Annotated in this window: 11 protein-coding genes; 6 read left to right on the top strand and 5 right to left on the bottom strand. The window is 32.2% G+C overall.

Annotation, left to right across the window (positions count from 1 at the left end; all coding sequences use genetic code 11):
* The first annotated feature begins 11 nt into the window (after positions 1 to 11).
* From J8L88_RS14030 to J8L88_RS14005, 6 genes are all read left to right on the top strand, one after another.
* Positions 12 to 1,103: a SusE domain-containing protein gene (locus tag J8L88_RS14030; RefSeq protein WP_211061018.1), complete on the top strand. Its 1,092-nt coding sequence runs from the start codon at positions 12 to 14 to the stop codon at positions 1,101 to 1,103.
* Positions 1,104 to 1,169: 66 nt separating this feature from the next.
* The gene (locus tag J8L88_RS14025; protein WP_247666482.1) at positions 1,170 to 3,953 is read left to right on the top strand and encodes an alpha-amylase family glycosyl hydrolase; all 2,784 of its coding nucleotides are present in this window, start codon (positions 1,170 to 1,172) and stop codon (positions 3,951 to 3,953) included.
* A gap of 349 nt (positions 3,954 to 4,302) precedes the next feature.
* A complete protein-coding gene (locus J8L88_RS14020; protein ID WP_027394054.1) occupies positions 4,303 to 4,506 on the top strand; it encodes a hypothetical protein in 204 nt (67 codons plus the stop codon).
* 64 nt (positions 4,507 to 4,570) lie between these two features.
* On the top strand, positions 4,571 to 5,869 hold the full coding sequence (locus J8L88_RS14015) for a DUF6734 family protein (protein ID WP_211061017.1): 1,299 nt from the start codon (positions 4,571 to 4,573) through the stop codon (positions 5,867 to 5,869).
* A 161-nt stretch (positions 5,870 to 6,030) separates the two neighbouring features.
* Entirely contained in the window at positions 6,031 to 8,235 is a 2,205-nt protein-coding gene (locus J8L88_RS14010; RefSeq protein ID WP_211061016.1) for a peptidase domain-containing ABC transporter, read from the top strand.
* A 1-nt stretch (position 8,236) separates the two neighbouring features.
* Positions 8,237 to 9,532 carry an HlyD family secretion protein gene (locus J8L88_RS14005; RefSeq protein ID WP_027394051.1) on the top strand — a complete coding sequence of 432 codons (1,296 nt, stop codon included), beginning with the start codon at positions 8,237 to 8,239 and terminating at the stop codon, positions 9,530 to 9,532.
* Positions 9,533 to 9,540: 8 nt separating this feature from the next.
* On the opposite strand, the gene J8L88_RS14000 is transcribed toward J8L88_RS14005, so the two are convergent.
* The 5 genes from J8L88_RS14000 to tilS form a co-directional block, all read right to left on the bottom strand.
* Complete coding sequence (locus tag J8L88_RS14000) at positions 9,541 to 11,517, bottom strand: ATP-binding protein (protein ID WP_211061015.1); 1,977 nt, start codon at positions 11,515 to 11,517, stop codon at positions 9,541 to 9,543.
* A gap of 198 nt (positions 11,518 to 11,715) precedes the next feature.
* Positions 11,716 to 13,584 (bottom strand): DUF885 family protein, encoded by a 1,869-nt coding sequence (locus J8L88_RS13995; RefSeq protein WP_118386722.1) that lies wholly within the window; start codon positions 13,582 to 13,584, stop codon positions 11,716 to 11,718.
* A 33-nt stretch (positions 13,585 to 13,617) separates the two neighbouring features.
* Complete coding sequence (locus J8L88_RS13990) at positions 13,618 to 15,519, bottom strand: CocE/NonD family hydrolase (protein WP_211061014.1); 1,902 nt, start codon at positions 15,517 to 15,519, stop codon at positions 13,618 to 13,620.
* 172 nt (positions 15,520 to 15,691) lie between these two features.
* Complete coding sequence (locus tag J8L88_RS13985; protein ID WP_211061013.1) at positions 15,692 to 17,689, bottom strand: thioredoxin family protein; 1,998 nt, start codon at positions 17,687 to 17,689, stop codon at positions 15,692 to 15,694.
* Complete coding sequence (gene tilS / locus J8L88_RS13980) at positions 17,689 to 19,002, bottom strand: tRNA lysidine(34) synthetase TilS (RefSeq protein ID WP_118386725.1); 1,314 nt, start codon at positions 19,000 to 19,002, stop codon at positions 17,689 to 17,691. The genes J8L88_RS13985 and tilS overlap by 1 nt, the downstream gene beginning before the upstream one ends.
* Between the last annotated feature and the right edge of the window lie 146 nt (positions 19,003 to 19,148).

Below are 19,148 nucleotides of genomic sequence, written 5' to 3'. Positions count from 1 at the left end.
AATTATATAAAATGAAAAAAATATTTTTAACATTAGCTATACTAAGTACATTATTTATTGGATGTACAAGTGATGACAACATAGAAGATAGACCAATTTTTGAATTAGCCGAAGCTCCTGTATTAACTGCTCCAGAAGCTGGAACTTCTTATGTATTTACTTTTGAAACTAAAGATCTACTTGCAGAGAGGTTTACATTTACAGATGCAGATTTCAATTTTGATTCTGCTACAAACTATATTATTCAAGTTGACACTGAAGGAAATGAATTCGCTTCTGCTCAAGAACTAGGGAGTGGTAGTTCATTACAAATTCCTGTATCCGTAGATTCTTTTAATAACGCAGCTTTAGCATTAGGTTTAGCTCCAGGAGAGCCTTCTAACGTAGAAGTTAGAATTGCCGCAAATGTTGGAGCTGGAGAACCTCAATATTCTGAATCAAGAATTGTTGTTGTAACCCCGTTTACTACAGAAGCGCCTAAGTTTTTTATAATCGGTAACTTCCTAAGTGCTGGTGGGTATGGTGACGATTGGACACCTGCGGCTACTTTACCAACTATTGAAGCTGCTGAGTTTGGAGCAACTGCTTTTCAAGGATATATTTTCTTAAACAATGCTAGTCCGGAGTTTAAAGTATTACCTACCAATACTAGTTTTGAAGGAGATTATGGAGATGCTGACGGAAGTGGATCTTCAGGAATTTTAGTACAAGAAGGAGAATCGAACATGAGAGTTTCTGAAGCTGGGTACTATAAAATAGATGCGGATTTCACCGATCCAGAAAACATTACTTGGACATCAAGAAAACAAGTGTGGGGTATTATTGGAGCTGCTACGCCAACTGGATGGGATAGTGATACAGATCTAACCTATGATGCTGCTTCTCAAACTTGGAGTATTGTAATTGATTTAACTGTTGATGAATTCAAGTTTAGAGCTAATGATAACTGGGATGATCCACAGGATAATCTAGGTACAGGTGCAGAAGATGGTCAACTAGGATTTAATGGAGGAAACCTTAGTGTGGATACCGCTGGAACTTACATGGTTACTTTGGACTTAAGTAATCCTAACAATTATACATATACTTTAACACCACAATAGTTAAATATAAACATAGAAAAGGCTGTTATTAAATTAACAGCCTTTTTGCTTTAAACATATAGCGTCATGAAAAAGTTTACTTTATTATTTATGTTCTTTCTAGGACTCATTATGTCTAATGCCCAACAACAAAATGCAACTTTTACAATTACTCCTTCAGCTTTTAACGAAGATGATGAAATCACAATTACTGTATCTGGAGTAGATCTTAGTGCATGGGGGACAACAGACTTATATTTATGGGCATGGTATTTTGATAGCCCAACTGCAACAGCTGCCATCAACTCTCCGAATAATGGTGATTGGACAGATTCATCAAATAGTGCTCAACCTCAGGTCTTTAATGATAATGGAAATGGAACGTATTCCATTACATTAACACCAACTACTTTTTATGGTGCTACTGGGATTGATCGTATAGGTATGTTAGCGAAAGCTCAGGATGGTACTGGTGACAATAAAACTCAAGACAATGTGGTTAACGTAGGTATCTTTCAACTTACTTTGGATGCTCCTACCGAATCCGTAAGCATCATTGATAATGGAAATGATCTTACTATTACTGCTACTTCTACTGTAAATGCAGATTTTGAACTTTTTGCTAACGGAACATCAGTAAACACTCAAGCAAATATTACAAATTACACTACTAATTATACAATCACAGAAGGAGTAGATTTTGAGTTAGTGGCTACAGAAACTGGAACAACAAACTCTTTATCAGAAACTTTTTCTGCTATTACTACCCCTGTAGTTACCGAAGCTCCTGTACCTGCTGGTATGAAAGATGGATTAAATCTAAATGGAACTTCTGCTACCTTTGTATTATATGCTCCTGCAAAAAACTATGTTCACTTAAAAGGAAATTTCAACAATAATGATTGGACTCTTGATAACACATATCTATTAAATAAAGATAGTACACAAGACAGGTTTTGGATTACTTTAGATAATTTAACTGATAATGCTGATATATTATATCAATATGTAGTGGACGCTTCTATTTCGGTAGCAGACCCCTACTCTACCTTAATATTATCTGAATTTAATGATGTATTTATTGATAACGTAACTTTTCCTGATTTGCCAAGCTATCCTACCGGAAAAACTAATGATGCAGTATCTTGGTTTAAAACTGGAGAAGCTGATTATATTTGGCAGACTACAAATTTCCAAAGACCTGAAGTAACTGATTTAGTTATTTATGAATTATTAATAAGAGATTTTGATGCTTTACATTCGTTTGATGCTGTAAAAGCAAGACTTGATTACTTAGAGGATTTAGGCATCAATGCAATCGAATTAATGCCTGTTTCAGAATTTGATGGAAACATTAGTTGGGGATACAACCCTTCATTTCACATGGCATTGGATAAGTATTATGGAACTCCTACTGCATTTAAACAATTTATAGATGAATGTCATGCCAGAGGAATTGCGGTTATATTAGATGTTGTTTACAATCATGCTACTGGTCAAAATCCTTATTATAGAATGTGGAATGATTGTAATGGTTGCTATAATGGTCAGGCGACCGCGGAGAACCCAATATTTAGAGAAACTGATTCTAATCCGACTTTTTCATTCTTTAATGATATAGATCACGAATCACAAGCTACAGAAGATTATATTGATCGATTAAACGAATATTGGTTAACAGAATACAATATTGATGGTTTTAGATTTGACTTCACCAAAGGGTTTACTAACACTATTGGTGATGGAGGGTCATTTGATCAAAGCCGAATTGATATACTTACCAGAATGAATACAGCGATTCAAGCTGTTGACACCAATGCATATGTTATTCTTGAACATTTCGCTCCAAATTCTGAAGAAACTATCTTAATTAATGAAGGTATGCTTGTTTGGGGAAATAGTAATTTCAACTATAATCAAGCCACCATGGGCTATGGAGATTCTAATTTTCAATCCGTTTCTTATCTAGCACGTGGTTGGACTACTCCATCAAATATTAGTTATATGGAGAGTCACGACGAAGAACGTTTAATGTATAAAAACATTCAATTCGGAAATGACACTAATTCTCCAACCTATGATATAACCGAACTATCTACTGCATTGGATAGAGTAGAACTCGCAGGTGCTTTTTACTTTACTATTCCAGGACCAAAAATGATTTGGCAATTTGGTGAATTAGGGTATGGTTTTAGTATCAATAGATGCGAGGATGCAACCATCGATGATGGGTGCAGAACAAACCCTAAACCTATACGTTGGGATTATTTAAACGTTACCGACAGAACGGACGTATATGATGTATATACTAAATTAATTAATTTGAAGTTAAACGAGAAGATATTTGCCACTAATGACTTTACATTATCATTATCATCTGCCACATCAAAGAAAATTCAACTAACAGACGCTTCTGCCACAGGAGATGAAATAGAATATGTAACCATTATTGGAAATTTTGGAGTTAGTACCATTTCTATCAATCCTACTTTTCAAGAAACCGGAACATGGTATGATTTATTAGATGAAGCAGGGTCTTCTATAGAAGTGACTGATGTAAATGCCGTTATTTCATTACAACCTGGTGAATTTAAAATCTATGCGAATCAACAACGCAGTTTAAGTACTCAGGATTTTATTAATGGGAATAGTTTTAACGCATACCCCAACCCCGCTAAAACTACATTTAGTATTGATGAATCTGTACAAAAAGTATTTATTTATAATATCACAGGTTCATTAGCTAAGAAATTTGAAGGCGATTTTGAACCAGGAACTAATTTTGAAATAGGAGAATTAGCCAGAGGACTGTACTTAGTACAAATCCAAAATGAAAAAGGAATAGCCACCACCAAGTTGAGTTTACGCTAAACTTTTAATTGTACTTTAAAAAGGAGTGTTTTTTTATGGAAACACTCCTTTTTCATTTTAGAAGCTTCAATAGTACTATTTATCGCTACCAAAATCTTTTTTTAAATACCCCTTTTTAAAAATCAATTAACCTTCTTCTAAAACCATATACCATCAAATTATGTTTTGATAAAAAAATAACATTTTAACTAACACCTGTATTGGTATTATGTTAAAAAACGGATAATTATAGCAACTTATCAACACTACAACGTTTAAGTGATTTTCTCCCTAGTAACATTTCTCCTTTTCATCGTATTATATAGTAATAGTATACTATCAAATCATTATTAATTTAAAATCATGTAAAATGAAAAAATCAGAAATTTTAAAAAAAATCAAAGGTGAAATCTTAGACAGAAAAGAAGCTAAGCAGATTACTGGTGGTTACGAATATGGGTCTTACCCAAATTGTCCATCTGGTAAAATGTATCCTCCTCATGGGTCTTGGATTAATGGTCAGTACTTATACTATGATACTGAACTGCACACTTGGTGTAAGCCTAACTACTAAGATTTATTCATCTTAATTTATAGAGGATGTTTAACAACATCCTCTTTTTTAAACACACAGTATCATGAAAATAATTCAAAGCTTTTGGACAAAACCTACATATCACAATTCAGATGATGCAAATGCTCGATTTAATGGTGGCTGGCCAAATCAAAAGTATGCATTTTACAGCTTCGCGTTAAGCGCACTAACTATCAATAGATTTTACAGGTCAAATGAACTATTTACTGACAAGAGAGGTAAAGAACTATTTGACGACATGTTAGAATTACCTTATTCTGACATCTATACTAGTTTGGAAAAAATCAACAATTACCATCCAAAACTATGGGCTTTCGGAAAACTCGTTACCTGTGCAGAACAAAGTGAACCTTTTATACACTTGGATAATGATATTTTTATTTGGGACAAAATCCCTTACGACATCAATCACTATGATATCATTGCGCAAAATATTGAGACCAACTTTCCTGGGTATGCAAAAACATTTAAATATATGCTTGCCAGTTTTGATTTTATTCCTAGTGAGCTCATTAGTAATTACTACAAAAACGGAAAGATTTTAGCTCATAATGCTGGTTTTATTGGTGGAAAAAACAATGATTATTTTAAACAATTGTATACTACGGCCAAAAGTTTGATTGAAAAAAACCAACATCATTTTCCTCAAATAGATGTTGGGATTTTTAATACCATTTTCGAACAGCAATTAGGATATGCAATTACAGAAAAAGATAAGTTAAAAGTTCAATATCTATTCGAAAATGTACAACCAAATTTTGCCGAGATCATTGACTTAAGTACAGTTCCTCTTATCTCTAAATTTATTCATTGTATTGGGTTTGCAAAAAAATCAATCTTTGCATGCGAACAGATTGAAGCTAGACTTCAGTATCATTTCCCTGAGTACTATAAAAATATAAAGGCTAAACTTCATAAATTATTTCCTGATCAAGGTTTTGACATTGAGATTAAACCTTCTAGATTACAAAACATATTTGATTTTTATGATTTTGTAGAAAATATAACTATTGAAAAACTATTAACAACAAAGTTTGTTTTAAAAAAAGAATGTATCATTGATTTTAATACAGATCCAATAACTATACAATTTACCATTCCGTATAACGGTAAAGTGGATAAAAAAGATCTAGTAGGTTGGCATAGTATTTTACTCTATTTTATGGAACCTGTTTCTGTACAGGAGCTATATGATGAATTATCAGAAGATGAGGATTTCCTAAAACAATTTGGAGAAAATATTGCGAATTTTAAAACTAAGATGATTTCTTTTGTACTAGAAAAAACGTTATTACTAGAAATTCTACAACCAGAAGAAATTAAAGTTCCGCAACCAACATAAAAATAATAGTTAAAAATAATTGATCTTTCATGGGTAACAAATTGCTAATTAGTTAAACTAATTCATGTAAACAATTTAGTATCTAATCAAGTTTGATAGTATAATCAAAAAGAATTACTTTTCTTTGTAGAACAACTCATCACTCAAAATTAAAACTTTTAATGCCTAAATTTCCTTTTTACAAACAAGCCGAATCAAAAGATTGTGGACCTACTTGTATTAAAATTATAGCTAAACATTACGGAAAAGTACTAAACACTCAGAAACTTAGATCACTTAGTGAAACAACAAGAGAAGGAAGTTCTTTACTCGGTTTAAGCGAAGCAGTAGAAAGTATAGGATTTAGATCCTTAGGAGTAAAACTATCATTAGATCAATTATTAGAAGTCCCTCTACCATGCATAGTACATTGGAATAAAGTGCATTACGTAGTGGTTTACAAAGTAAAAACTACCAAAAAGGGAGGTATGACAATTTATGTATCAGACCCTGCTCATGGTTTAATTACATATACCAAAGAAGAATTCATTAAAGCTTGGATTGGTAATAATGCCGATCAAACTACCGAAGAAGGTGTTGCCTTATTAGTAGAACCTACACCAAAATTCTATAATGATAATATCGATGAGAAAGATGAAGAGTTTGGATTTAAATTTATATCTAAATATGTTTTTCAATACAAAAAATTCATTTTTCAGCTTATTCTTGGATTAACTGCGGGGAGTTTATTACAATTAATCACTCCGTTTCTTACACAAAGTATTGTTGATGTTGGTATAAAAAACGAAGATATCAACTTTGTTTACCTAGTATTAATCGCCCAATTATCTTTGTTTATCGGAAGAACTTTAATTGATGTTCTAAGAAGTTGGATTTTATTGCATTTAAGCACTAGAATAAATATCTCTCTGATCTCAGATTTCTTCATCAAATTAATGAATCTACCCATCTCCTATTTTGATGTAAAAATGACCGGAGATTTATTACAGAGAATTAATGATCACAAAAGGATTGAACAGATACTTACCATGTCGTCATTAAACGTATTGTTTTCGATGGTGAATTTAATCGTTTTTAGTATCGTTCTTATTTATTATAGTTTCTCCATTTTTTCAGTTTTTGCAATTGGTAGTGCCTTTTATTTTGCTTGGATATTAATATTCTTTAAAAAACGTAAGAAATTAGATTATAAACGTTTTTCTCAAATCAGTGAAGAACAGAGTAAAGTAATTGAGTTGGTAAATGGTATGCAGGAAATTAAACTCCACAATGCTGAAAAAAGAAAAAGATGGAATTGGGAGTTTGTACAAGCAAAACTTTTTAAAATATCTATAGAAAACCTTGCCTTAGAGCAATATCAAAGTGTTGGTTCGGCTTTTATAAACGAATTAAAAAACATATTAATTACTGTACTTTCTGCAGTGTTAGTGATTGATGGAGAAATCACTTTGGGTATGATGCTAGCAATTACATCTATTGTTGGCCAATTAAATGCTCCTATTACTCAATTGATTAATTTCTTACGAGAATTACAAGATGCTCAGATTTCATTAGAACGTCTTGGAGAAATTCATAATAAGGAAGACGAAGAAAAATCCGGTGAAGAAAAGATTCGAGAAATTCCTGATAACTCTGGTTTTGAAATTAAAAATCTTAGCTTTAGATATGTTGGGTCTGACAAACCTGTCTTACAAAATTTAAAACTCTCTATTCCTGGTAATAAAATAACAGCAGTAGTGGGTGTGAGTGGTAGTGGAAAGACTACTCTTATGAAAATTCTACTAAAGTTTTATGAACCTGATGAAGGGCAAATATTTATTGGTTCTCATGATTTACAGAACGTATCTCAAAAATCTTGGAGAGATCAATTTGGAGTTGTAATGCAAGAGGGGTATATATTTAATGATACAATTGCTAACAACATTGCTGTTGGAGAAGATTATGTGGATAAGAAAAAATTAGCTCACGCAGTAGATGTTGCTAATATCAAGGAGTTTGTAGAATCTCTACCTCTATCTTATAACACCAAAATAGGAATGGAAGGTGTTGGGTTAAGTACTGGTCAAAAACAACGATTATTTATTGCTAGAGCGGTCTATAAAAACCCTAAATTTTTATTCTTTGACGAAGCAACTTCTGCTCTGGACGCTAATAATGAAAAGGTAATTATGGAAAAGTTAGACACCTTCTTCAAAGATAAAACGGTTATGGTAATAGCACACAGGTTAAGTACGGTTAAAAATGCGGACCAGATTGTAGTACTTGATAAAGGAGAGATTATAGAAGTTGGAAATCATGAATCATTGATCAAAGAAAAAGGAAGCTATTATAATTTGGTTAAAAATCAATTAGAATTAGGAAAGTAACATGCCAGATAATTTAGAAGACATACAATTAAGAAGTGAAGAAGTCCAAGAGATTTTAACTAGAGTACCACATTGGATGATACGATGGGGAAATTTGTTGATATTAGTATTAATTCTATTATTATTATTTCTGTCGTGGATGCTTAAATATCCTGATACTATTCCTGCACAAGCTATTATTACTACAGAAGCTCCTTTACAAAAAGAACAAGCAAATGTTAGTGAAAAAATAGAGGCTATTTTGGTAAAAGAAGGAGATACAGTTCCTGAGGGTACTCCCCTCGCAATTTTAAGAAACACCGCTAATTATGAAGATGTATTTAAACTTAAAGCGATTGTTGATACAATTACTGTAAGCAATAAATCATTTAGTTTCCCTTTGGATGAACTACCAACATTAATTCTTGGAGATATCTTAACTGATTTCGCTACATTCGAAAATAGTTATTTAGATTACTTACTTAATAAGCGATTAAATCCTTTCTCTAATGAAGCTATAGCGAATAAGAACTCTTTATCAGAACTTCGTTTAAGAAAGCAAAATTTAATTGATCAGAAGAAGTTTTCCAAAAGAGAATTAGATAATAAGAAAAGAGATTTCAATAGACAAAAAGTGTTATTTGAAAAAGGTAGAATTTCTCAGCAAGAATATGAACAAAGCGAATCTGAGTACTACGGAGTAGAGAGAAATTATAAAGCAATTGATGCCCAAATTTCGCAAATTACTGAATCAATAGGTAATGCAAATAAAACATCTGTAAATACAGAAATAAACAAAACAAAAGAAGAAAATAATCTTAGACTAAAAGTACTACAGTCCTTTAATAGACTTAAGAAAAGCATTAAAGACTGGGAACTAAGGTATTTGCTGCAATCGGATATCGAAGGACGTGTTTCATTTTCTAATTATCGTTTTGTAAATCAAAATGTAACTGCCGGAGACATTGTTTTTATTGTAATTCCGATTCAAGAATCTTCTTCTTATGTGGCTAAAATAAAAGCTCCTACTCAGAATTCTGGAAAAATAAAATTAGGGCAAAAAGCGAATATTAAATTAGAAAATTTTCCGGATGATGAATTCGGAATGTTACAGGGAACCGTGGATTATATATCTATGTTACCAGATAAGGACGGATTATATCTTATCGATGTAAAACTTCCTAAAAACCTCATCACTACTTATAATAAAGAAATACCTTTCCAACAAGAAATGCGTGGTTCTGTAGAAATCATAACAGAAGATTTAAGACTTATAGAACGGTTCTTTTATCAATTTAGAAGCTTGATGGATAAGTAAACTTAAGTTCAAGCGGCTTTTGGCAAAGAAACTGAAAAAACACTTCCTTTTCCTGGTGTACTTTCTACTTGTATCTTACCTTGATTAAGTTCAATCAATTCTTTACATATCCTAAGTCCAAGACCTGTTCCGGTTTCGTTTTCTGTACCTGTAGTAGTAAACGTATCTTCTGCAAATAATTTATTAATATTACTAGGATCAATACCTATACCAGTATCCTCAAAACAAATTTCATAATAATCTTCTTTTTCCTTAGATACTAGAGCTATAGAATCACCAGGATTACAAAATTTTATCGCATTAGCAATCAGATTCTGAGCCACGATCCCGAACATATCTTTATCAGCGAAGATGAGGGTAGGATCTAATTTATTAATCAGTTTAATATCCTTTTTCTCAGCTTTTGGCTTAAAAAAAGTGAACTTATTACTAATCACCTCTGTAATATCAAAAGTGGTAGGTTGTGCATTAAGCTCTTTCATTTGTGATTTTGACCAATTCAATAAATTATTAAGTAAAATGGATGTTTGATGTGTTCTATTAGCTAATAATGGTACTATTTCTCTAAACTCATCAGTTGATATTACATCCTCTTTCATTAAATTAAGACTACTTTCTAACCCATGTATTTCATTTTTAAGATCATGAGAAATAATAGAAAACAGTTTGTTTTTTACCTGATTAGATTCATTGAGTTCCTTAATATATCTTTTTCTTTCTTTCCTTGTTTTGATAATAAGCACCATAAAGACTAAGATTACTGCAATGACTGCCAAACTAATAAATGCTAATAACCTATATCTGAACAATTCTTCTTTTGTTTTTTGTTCTCGCTTCTCTTTTTCATCTATCAATTTAAGTTGTTCTAACTCGGCTTCGTATCTAGATTTTGTGTTTTCTACCTTTTTTGTGGTAATATCGTTCATTCTCTTATCAGAAAGTTCCTGATATTTTTTTTGCCAAGCTATAGCGTTTAATAAATTACCTCTAGCCGAATCTAGTTTAAATGAATGTTTATAGTTTTTCAAAATTAGTGATGTAACATTTGATTTAACCAAATCCTCTCTTGCTATTTCTAAATATTTCTCTGCTTTATCATATTCTTGTTGTTCAAGTGCTATAATCCCTAATTGTTGTTTTGCATTTATCACTATTATTTTGAAATTGGCTTGGGTACCAACACATTGTGTTGTGTCATAGAATTTTTTGGCTTTTTCATATTCCTTTCCATACATCGCTACTTTAGCCATAATACTATATGATTGAGCCATATGCCTTAGATCATCTTCTGCTTTATTAATTACTAATGCTTCTTCTAAAAGCTTCTGCGCCTCTTTAAGCTTTCCTCCTTCTGTATATAATAAAGCTAAATTATTGATAACCAGCCCTACACCATCGGTCTTCAATTTCTTACCCAAATTCATTGACTTCAAGTAATATTTTTCTGCATTTGGGACATCATTAAGTTCCTTATAAATGATTGCTAAATTATTGTATACTGCAGAAAGACCTACACTATCATTTAATTGTTCTCGATGTAGTTTGGCGTCTAATAAGTAGTTAGCAGCTTGCTCTATATTACCTTTATTTCTTTCGATATTGTATCTATCATTACTTACCATTGCTAAGCCGTTTTTATCATCAATTTTCTGAAAATTGAGTACGGCTTTTTCAAAACTTTCGTTAGAATCGATGCTCTTATTCAATTCGTTATTAATAACGCCTTTCAGCCTGTATACTAAACCTAATCCTTTAAAATACTTAATATCATGGCCAAGCTCAATAAGCTTGTTAGCGATATCATCTGCTCGGTCTAATTGATCTTCATTGACATAATGCTGTAAATCATTTACCGCACTATTAAATAACAAAGAGTCTTTTACGTTTTCTATTTTAGAAAAATCAACGGCTGAAAATTGACTTTGCGTAAAACCAAGTAGGTTCATTGCGCAGAAAATCACAAAGGTTAAAATTGCTTTATTCATATGATCTATTTTGGGGCTAGAATCAGATTAAATACCAATTACACCAGCAAAGTACACAAAAATATCGTAAAAAATGTTATATTGTAGTATTATTCTTACTTAAATTTACAGATTAACCATAATTTAGATCAAAAAAATAGCCTTTCAGCGAGTGAAAGGCTATAAATTACGTATGCCAGATTAATATTAAACCGAATATCAACTTGTTTCTTTAGTTTCCAATGTTTTACGTTTTGATGCTATCCATTCATTCACTAATTCTTCAAGTATAGTAAGCGGTACCGCTCCATTTGTCAAAACTACATCATGAAACTCTCTTATATCGAATAACTCATTACCTAATTTAGACCTAGCACCTTCTCTTAATTCTAGAATTTTATTCATTCCTATTTTATAAGCAGTAGCTTGACCTGGCATTACGATATGTCTTTCTACCATTTTTATTGCATCACTCTCGGCATTTGGAGTATTATCCGTATAATATTTAATTCCTTCTTCTCTGGTCCATTTCTTAGCATGTATACCAGTATCTACTACTAATCTACAGGCTCTCCATAACTCCATTGCTAATCTTCCAAAATTAGAATATGGATCATTGTAAAGTCCAATTTCCTTTGGTAAAAATTCATTGTACAATCCCCACCCTTCTACATAAGCTTGATATCCCCCAAATTTTCTAAACTTAGGAACATCTTCTAATTCTTGAGCAATTGAAATTTGCATATGATGTCCAGGTATTCCCTCATGATAGGCAAGAGCTTCCATCTGATATTTTGGCATTGCCTCCATATCATATAGATTTGCATAATAAGTTCCTGGCCGTGATCCATCTGGAGTTCCTCTTTGATAAAATGCTTTTCCGGCACTTTTTTCTCTAAATGGTTCTACTGCTTTTACTACAATATCAGCTTTGGGTTTAGTGATAAATAACTCATCCATTCTAGATTTCATGTTATCAATCAACCCCACGGCTCTTTTAAGATATTCTTCTCTACCTACTTGGTCATTACTATAATAAAACCTCTCATCTTCCTTCATGAACTTAAAAAAGTCTTGTAACGTGCCTTCGTACTTAAGCTCCGTCATAATATCTTTCATTTCCTTATGAATTCTAGCTACCTCATCCAAACCAAGTTGATGAATTTGTTCTGCAGTCATATTGGTAGTAGTAGTTCGTCTTAAAGCATTATTATAAAACGCATTACCTTTTGGAAATTTCCAAGCTCCATCTTCTGTTGTAGCTCTTTGTTGTTGATCTTCTAAGAAAGTAATTAGTTGATCATAGGCAGTTTTCACATCTCCTTTTAAAGCCAACTCAACTTTAAAAACCAAACTATCTTTTTCTTCTTCTGAAATCTCTAATTTCTCTATTTTAGATTTGAAATCAGATAATAATGTGCTTTCATTGTTCGAATCATCAAATGGTTTACCTGTTACTAGATTACGGCAATCATTAAGAACCTTAGCAAAAACGAACTTAGGAGGAACAATTCCATTCTTTTCCCTGATCTTAATATTTTCTGATTGCTGGGCAAATAGCTCATCCATTCCTTCCAGTCTTGAAATATAAGCATCTGCATCATTCTTATTTTCTATTTTATGCATATTGATCAAAAAAGCTGGGATTTCTGCCTGCATTCCATGCATTTGATTTATTGGATAATCATAAAAACGATATTGAAAATCATCTATTTCATTTCTTAAATCTTCTTTCATCAATCGATAACTCAGAGCAGTAGCTTTATTTAGTTTAGTAATATCAATTGAATCATTTAAATACCTCAATCTTTTTTTAGCTTTATCCAAGTCTTTTACTTCTTTTTTAGAAGAAACATCATCCCATTTACCATAATCTTCTGTTTTTACACCTAAATACGTTTGCATCATAGGAGATTCAGCTACTTCTTCTTGAAACTGAGTCTCAAACCAATCATTAAGTTTTTTAGAGTGTATCTCGATTTGTTCTTCAGCAGACACTAAAGGTTTAATCTCCTCACTAGTATTCTTACAGGCAGAAATAAATAGTAAGAAGCAAAAAGATAACAAAGTAAATTTTGCTTTAATCATTTCTAAAGGGGTATTAAATTTAGTTAGTTTAGTCTATTTTAACACGGAGAACTCGACTGACGAATCCTCAAAAACTTTATGCGTTTGTTTCTTAAAATCTGATGCTTTTGCTTTGAAAATATTAGGTACAAAAGTCTGTGGATTTAGGTCTATAAAAGGAAACCAAGTACTCTGTACCTGAATCTGAATTTTATGACCTTTTAGAAATGTATGATGTACATCCTGAAGCTTTATATTAACATCTGTTTTTTGATTTGGTATAAACGGCTCGGGCTTACTAAAGCTATTTCTAAATCTTCCTCTAAGCACTTCACTTCGGACCATCATATGATAGTTAGACATTTTAAGATACTTCTGTGTTTCTTCTGTATCTTCTGCATCAGCTGGATACACGTCTATTAATTTAACTACCCAATCAGCAGCAGTTCCTGTAGTTGCCACTTTTAACTTTGCCAAAATCTCTCCCGAAAGTGTCATATCTTCTGTAAGCACAGGAGTTTCATATACCAGTACATCCGGTCGTCTCGCTGCAAAACGCTGATCATCTGTCATATATTTTCTAGGTGTAAATACCATTTTTATATCTTCTGTGTACGGTACAGGTTTTTTTGGATCACTAACAAATTCTGAAAATCCATTACCAACAGTTTCTGTTAAATCATCACCAGATAGATACATTGTTTTCTTCTCTACATTTTTTGGAGGCCAACTATCAAATGTATTCCATTCCTTTTTTCCTGTATCAAAAATCTGAATTTCTGTTAATCCACTTTCATTATCTCCTTCTCCTTTAAGAAAATGATTAAAGAATTTTGTTTCTATGTTTTGTTGAAAATTAAGAGAAATATCATCTCCAAAATACACATTTCCTATTGCCTGACGCTTTTTATTTCTTGCCCAATCTCCATGACTCCAAGGGCCAAAAACCATGATATTATAGTTGTCACTGTTTTTTTCTATTTTTTCATACGTCTCAAACGGACCGTATAAATCCTCCGCATCAAACAAACCACCAACAACCATTACTGCAGGTTTGATATCCTTAAGATGCTGAATAATTCCTCTTTTTTGCCAAAACTCATCATAATTAGGGTGTTCTTTGAGTTGGGTCCAGAAGACATTATCTTCTTTATAATATTGATCTAAAGTACTTAGCGGTCCAGCATCTAGAAAAAACTGATATTGATCCTTGGCCTTTAGCTCTGGAAATGTATACCAACTTTCTTTTATCGGCTCTGTTTTTTCATAACCAAATACCGCCGTTGCTCTCCAATAACTCAATAAATACGCTCCATTATGGTGGAAATCATCAAAAAAGAAATCACCAATACATGCCTGAGGAGACACAGCCTTTAGCGCTGGATGAGAGTCTAATAAGGAATATGTTGCATAAAAACCAGGGTACGAAATTCCCCAAACACCTACATTACCATTATTATTTCCAACATTATTTACTAACCATTCAATAGTATCGTATGTATCACTTGCTTCATCAAATTGTTTATCTTTTTTATTAGGAATGTATGCTCTCATATTGTCATATACTCCTTCACTCATCCATCTACCTCGAACATCTTGATATACAACAATATTACCTTCCTTCATCAAAAATTCATTCGGACCTATTTTAGAACGAAACTGATCCTCTCCATAGGGTCTAGAACTATAAGGTGTTCTTTGCATTAATATTGGATACTTTTTACTTGTATCTTTTGGTGAATAAATTGTAGTATGCAATTTGGTCCCATCCCTCATTACAATATCTACTTCTTTTTTAGAGTAAAATTCTTTTACATCATACGTATCTTTTTCTTCACTAGTTGTGACTTCTTCTTTAGTTTCTGTATTATCAATAGTTTCTGTTTTTTTATTACAGGATGTTATAAAAATAAAAAGACTCAGAAAAGATAATAGTAGTATTCTAGTTGATCGCATATGCTCGAGTTTAGTTGAACGCTGAAGATAAAAAAATGGAATGCTGGCAAACTCTATTTTAAGGAGATTTTAACAATCATCAGAAATATTAACAAATAGAGGAGCCTGTAGTGTTCACTACAGGCTCCTCTGTTTATCGGTGTATAATTCCAATATACTACATTCAACCTTTTTATTTAACCGAGAAATTATCAATCCCCTTTTTTAACCAACCTAAATACTCATTCTCGTTAGGAGTATATCCGACTGGTTTGCTCAGGTTTTCTTCATTATGGTCTACTAAAACATAATAAGGCTGCGCATTTGCTTTATACCTAGTAATCTGAAAGTCACTCCATTTATTACCTATTGTTTTTATTTTTTTGCCAGTAGTTTTTGAGACATACTGTTCTGATTCGGGTAGTTCTTTTTTATAATCTACATATAAGGAGATTAAAACCACATCGTTTTTCAATGTTTTCAAAACTGCTGGTTCAGACCATACATATTCTTCCATTTTGCGACAATTTACACAAGCATATCCTGTAAAATCAATTAAAACAGGCTTGTTCACTTTTTTAGCATAATCTAGACCTGTTTGATAATCTGTAAAAGATATTATATCATGTTCTCCATACTTGGCTCCTTCTGGAAGTTCTGAGCCTGGTAAACTGTTACTACTAGAACCTCCAAAACCTCTAGGCGATTCGCTATATGTTTGTGGTGGTGGGAAACCACTTATTAATTTTAATGGTGCTCCCCATAAACCTGGAATTAAATAAATAGTAAACGCTAATGTCAGTAGAGCTATCGATAGTCTTCCTACTGAAATATTTTCTATTGGCGAATCATGAGGAAGTTTCACTTTACCCAATAAATATAATCCAAGCGTTCCAAAAATAGCAATCCATATCGATAGAAAAATTTCTCTTTGCAATAATCCTAACTGTAACACTAAATCTGCATTAGATAAAAACTTAAACGCAAATGCCAATTCTAAAAAACCTAGAAAAACTTTAACTGTATTTAGCCAACCACCACTTTTGGGTAAAGAATTTAACCAACCCGGAAACATAGCAAAAAGTGCAAATGGCAATGCAATTGCTAGTGAGAAACCAAGCATCCCAATTATAGGAGCTATTCCTCCTTTAGAAGCAGCTTCTACTAAAATAGTTCCAACTATAGGACCAGTACAACTAAATGACACTATAGCGAGCGCTAATGCCATAAAAAATATACCTATCATCCCACCTTTATCAGCTTGTCGATCTACTTTGTTTGCCCAAGAATTTGGTAACATAATTTCGAAGGCTCCAAGAAAGGAAAGTCCAAAAACGATAAGTAAGGCAAAAAACAACAAATTAAACCAGACATTAGTAGACAAAGCATTTAATGCATCTGCTCCAAAAATAGCTGTAACCACAGAACCTAATCCAACATAGATTACGATAATAAAAATACCATAAAAAATTGCGTTCTTTATACCCGCGGCTCTATTTTTACTTTGCTTAGTAAAAAAGCTTACTGTCATTGGAATCATAGGAAACACACATGGTGTCAATAATGCGGCAAACCCGGATAAGAAAGCTAAGATAAAGGTACTCCATAGACCTTTTTGACTACCTTTTTCTTCATTATTACTATCCTTACTAGAAGACGTAGATTCTCTATCTGTATCCTCTGAAGAAGATTTAGAAACATCTGGATTTTCTGTTTCATCTATATTTTTTCCTGACAAATTAAGATTAAACTCTACTATATCAGGAGCTAGACATTTTTCATCATCACATACTCCAAAAAACACTTCGGCCTTCACCGTTTTAAGAGATGGATCTAATCGTTTTATTTTTTGGGTAAACACAACACTATCCTCAAAATATTTGATATCCATTTCAAATACCTTATCAAACTTCTGTATACCTTCTGGTTCTATAGTCTCTCCAACTAGTTCGTACGCTTTTTCCTCATTATAAAATGTGAATTCTGTTGCTGTCGGAGCTATGTCGTCTGTATCTACTTCTTTCTGTGAATATATATGCCACCCTTTTTCTAAAGTAGCTGCAAAAGATAATATATAAACATTTTCTGATTCTTCTTTAACGCTACTTTCCCATTTAATAGGTTCAAATATTTGCGAAAATAATGTGGTAGAAAACAACAATGTTGTCAATAATAGTAGAATATTCCTCATTAGGTTATTGTTACTTTTAGTAATTGTTTCGTTTTGGGGTTTATTTTAAATCTGTTATCTGCTCTATAATTTATAATCCATATAATCTCATTATTAGAACATAGCAACCAGACTCTTTCTTTAGCGAGCAAAGATAGTTTTTCATCTTTAAAATACTTACTCAACTTTTTCTTGCCTCTCATCCCTAAGGGATAAAAATAGTCGCCTTCTTTCCATTTTCTTACAATTAAGGGATACTTTAACTTTTCTTTATCTACATAAATTGTTTTTAGATCAGTATTAGACAACTCAGAAACCTCTTTAAGTTGAATCATTCCAGAAGGAATCATAATCATATTCTCTTCTTCAGGAATGGTATATACGCGATCTGAAACATCTTCTATGATCGGGCATAGCAATAAGTGCAATCGATTTTTTACTAATCTATGCGTAGGCGAAAAAACTTGTTTACCAGATTGAGCCGTTAAAATTTGTACAATATCATTCCAAGCAGTAAAACCATATTTTTTTAATAAAAAATACAAATATGTCTTTGGGTCCTTATATTGTTGTAATTTATAAATTGATATTTTGATTGTATCTAGCTCGTCATATTCGAACACTTCTTTTCTAACAATCTCTACTTGATCCTTGACAAAGTTTTGAGTTTGTTTTAAATTATCTAGTGTATTTTCGAAATTATTTAAAAACTTCGTGTTAACTGTCAAAAGTTCGGGAATAACATTATGTCTTAATTTATTTCTGACATACTTTGTACTCTTATTGCTACTATCTTCTCGCCAGGTAAGATTATTTTTAGTTGCAAATTCTAAAATTTGTTCTCTGGAAAAAGGTAATAATGGTCTTACATAGTGATCATTAATTTCAGGAATCCCAGTAAGTCCATCAATTCCTGTTCCTCTAGAAAGGTTTATTAGAAAGGTTTCTAAATTATCATCTAGATGATGCGCTGTTAACACATAATCATATTTATATTCTTGAATCAACACATTAAACCAATCATACCTAAGCTCTCTTGCAGCCATTTGTATAGAAATTTTGTTGCTATTGGCATAGGTTTCTGTATTAAAATGAGTCACAAAAAAAGGAGCTTTAATTGCGTCAGAGAATTGAGACACAAATTGTTCATCTCCATCACTTTCCGAACCTCTTAAATTAAAATTACAATGTGCAATTCCAATTTCAAAATCAAGCAAATGACATATATGCGCTAGCACAATACTATCCAAACCTCCACTACAAGCAATTAGTAATTTACTTCCTTTTAGAAACGGTAAATGATCTTCTATATGGATTTTAAACTGCTGCTTCAATATTCCTGAAAATTTATCTTTAGACTGATATCAAATATACGATTTTGTAAAAGTAAACAAACCTTTCTTTTAAGCTTGTTTAACATCTGAATTTCAGGTTTTTAACACAAAAACTCAATCCTTTTTGTTATTTTTAAACAACTCTT

The sequence above is a fragment of the Aquimarina sp. MMG015 genome (assembly GCF_018100855.1).
Classification (GTDB): Bacteria; Bacteroidota; Bacteroidia; order Flavobacteriales; family Flavobacteriaceae; genus Aquimarina; species Aquimarina latercula.
Note: the sequence above shows the minus strand (reverse complement) of the source record. Positions and strands in the feature narration are given on the sequence as shown.

Excerpts from the sequence above, each read along its gene's own strand:
- J8L88_RS14030 (WP_211061018.1), top strand. The coding sequence starts at position 12 with ATGAAAAAAATATTTTTAACATTAGCTATACTAAGTACATTATTTATT.
- J8L88_RS14025 (WP_247666482.1), top strand. The coding sequence starts at position 1,170 with ATGAAAAAGTTTACTTTATTATTTATGTTCTTTCTAGGACTCATTATG.
- J8L88_RS14020 (WP_027394054.1), top strand. The coding sequence starts at position 4,303 with ATGAAAAAATCAGAAATTTTAAAAAAAATCAAAGGTGAAATCTTAGAC.
- J8L88_RS14015 (WP_211061017.1), top strand. The coding sequence starts at position 4,571 with ATGAAAATAATTCAAAGCTTTTGGACAAAACCTACATATCACAATTCA.
- J8L88_RS14010 (WP_211061016.1), top strand. The coding sequence starts at position 6,031 with ATGCCTAAATTTCCTTTTTACAAACAAGCCGAATCAAAAGATTGTGGA.
- J8L88_RS14005 (WP_027394051.1), top strand. The coding sequence starts at position 8,237 with ATGCCAGATAATTTAGAAGACATACAATTAAGAAGTGAAGAAGTCCAA.
- J8L88_RS14000 (WP_211061015.1), bottom strand. The coding sequence starts at position 11,517 with ATGAATAAAGCAATTTTAACCTTTGTGATTTTCTGCGCAATGAACCTA.
- J8L88_RS13995 (WP_118386722.1), bottom strand. The coding sequence starts at position 13,584 with ATGATTAAAGCAAAATTTACTTTGTTATCTTTTTGCTTCTTACTATTT.
- J8L88_RS13990 (WP_211061014.1), bottom strand. The coding sequence starts at position 15,519 with ATGCGATCAACTAGAATACTACTATTATCTTTTCTGAGTCTTTTTATT.
- J8L88_RS13985 (WP_211061013.1), bottom strand. The coding sequence starts at position 17,689 with ATGAGGAATATTCTACTATTATTGACAACATTGTTGTTTTCTACCACA.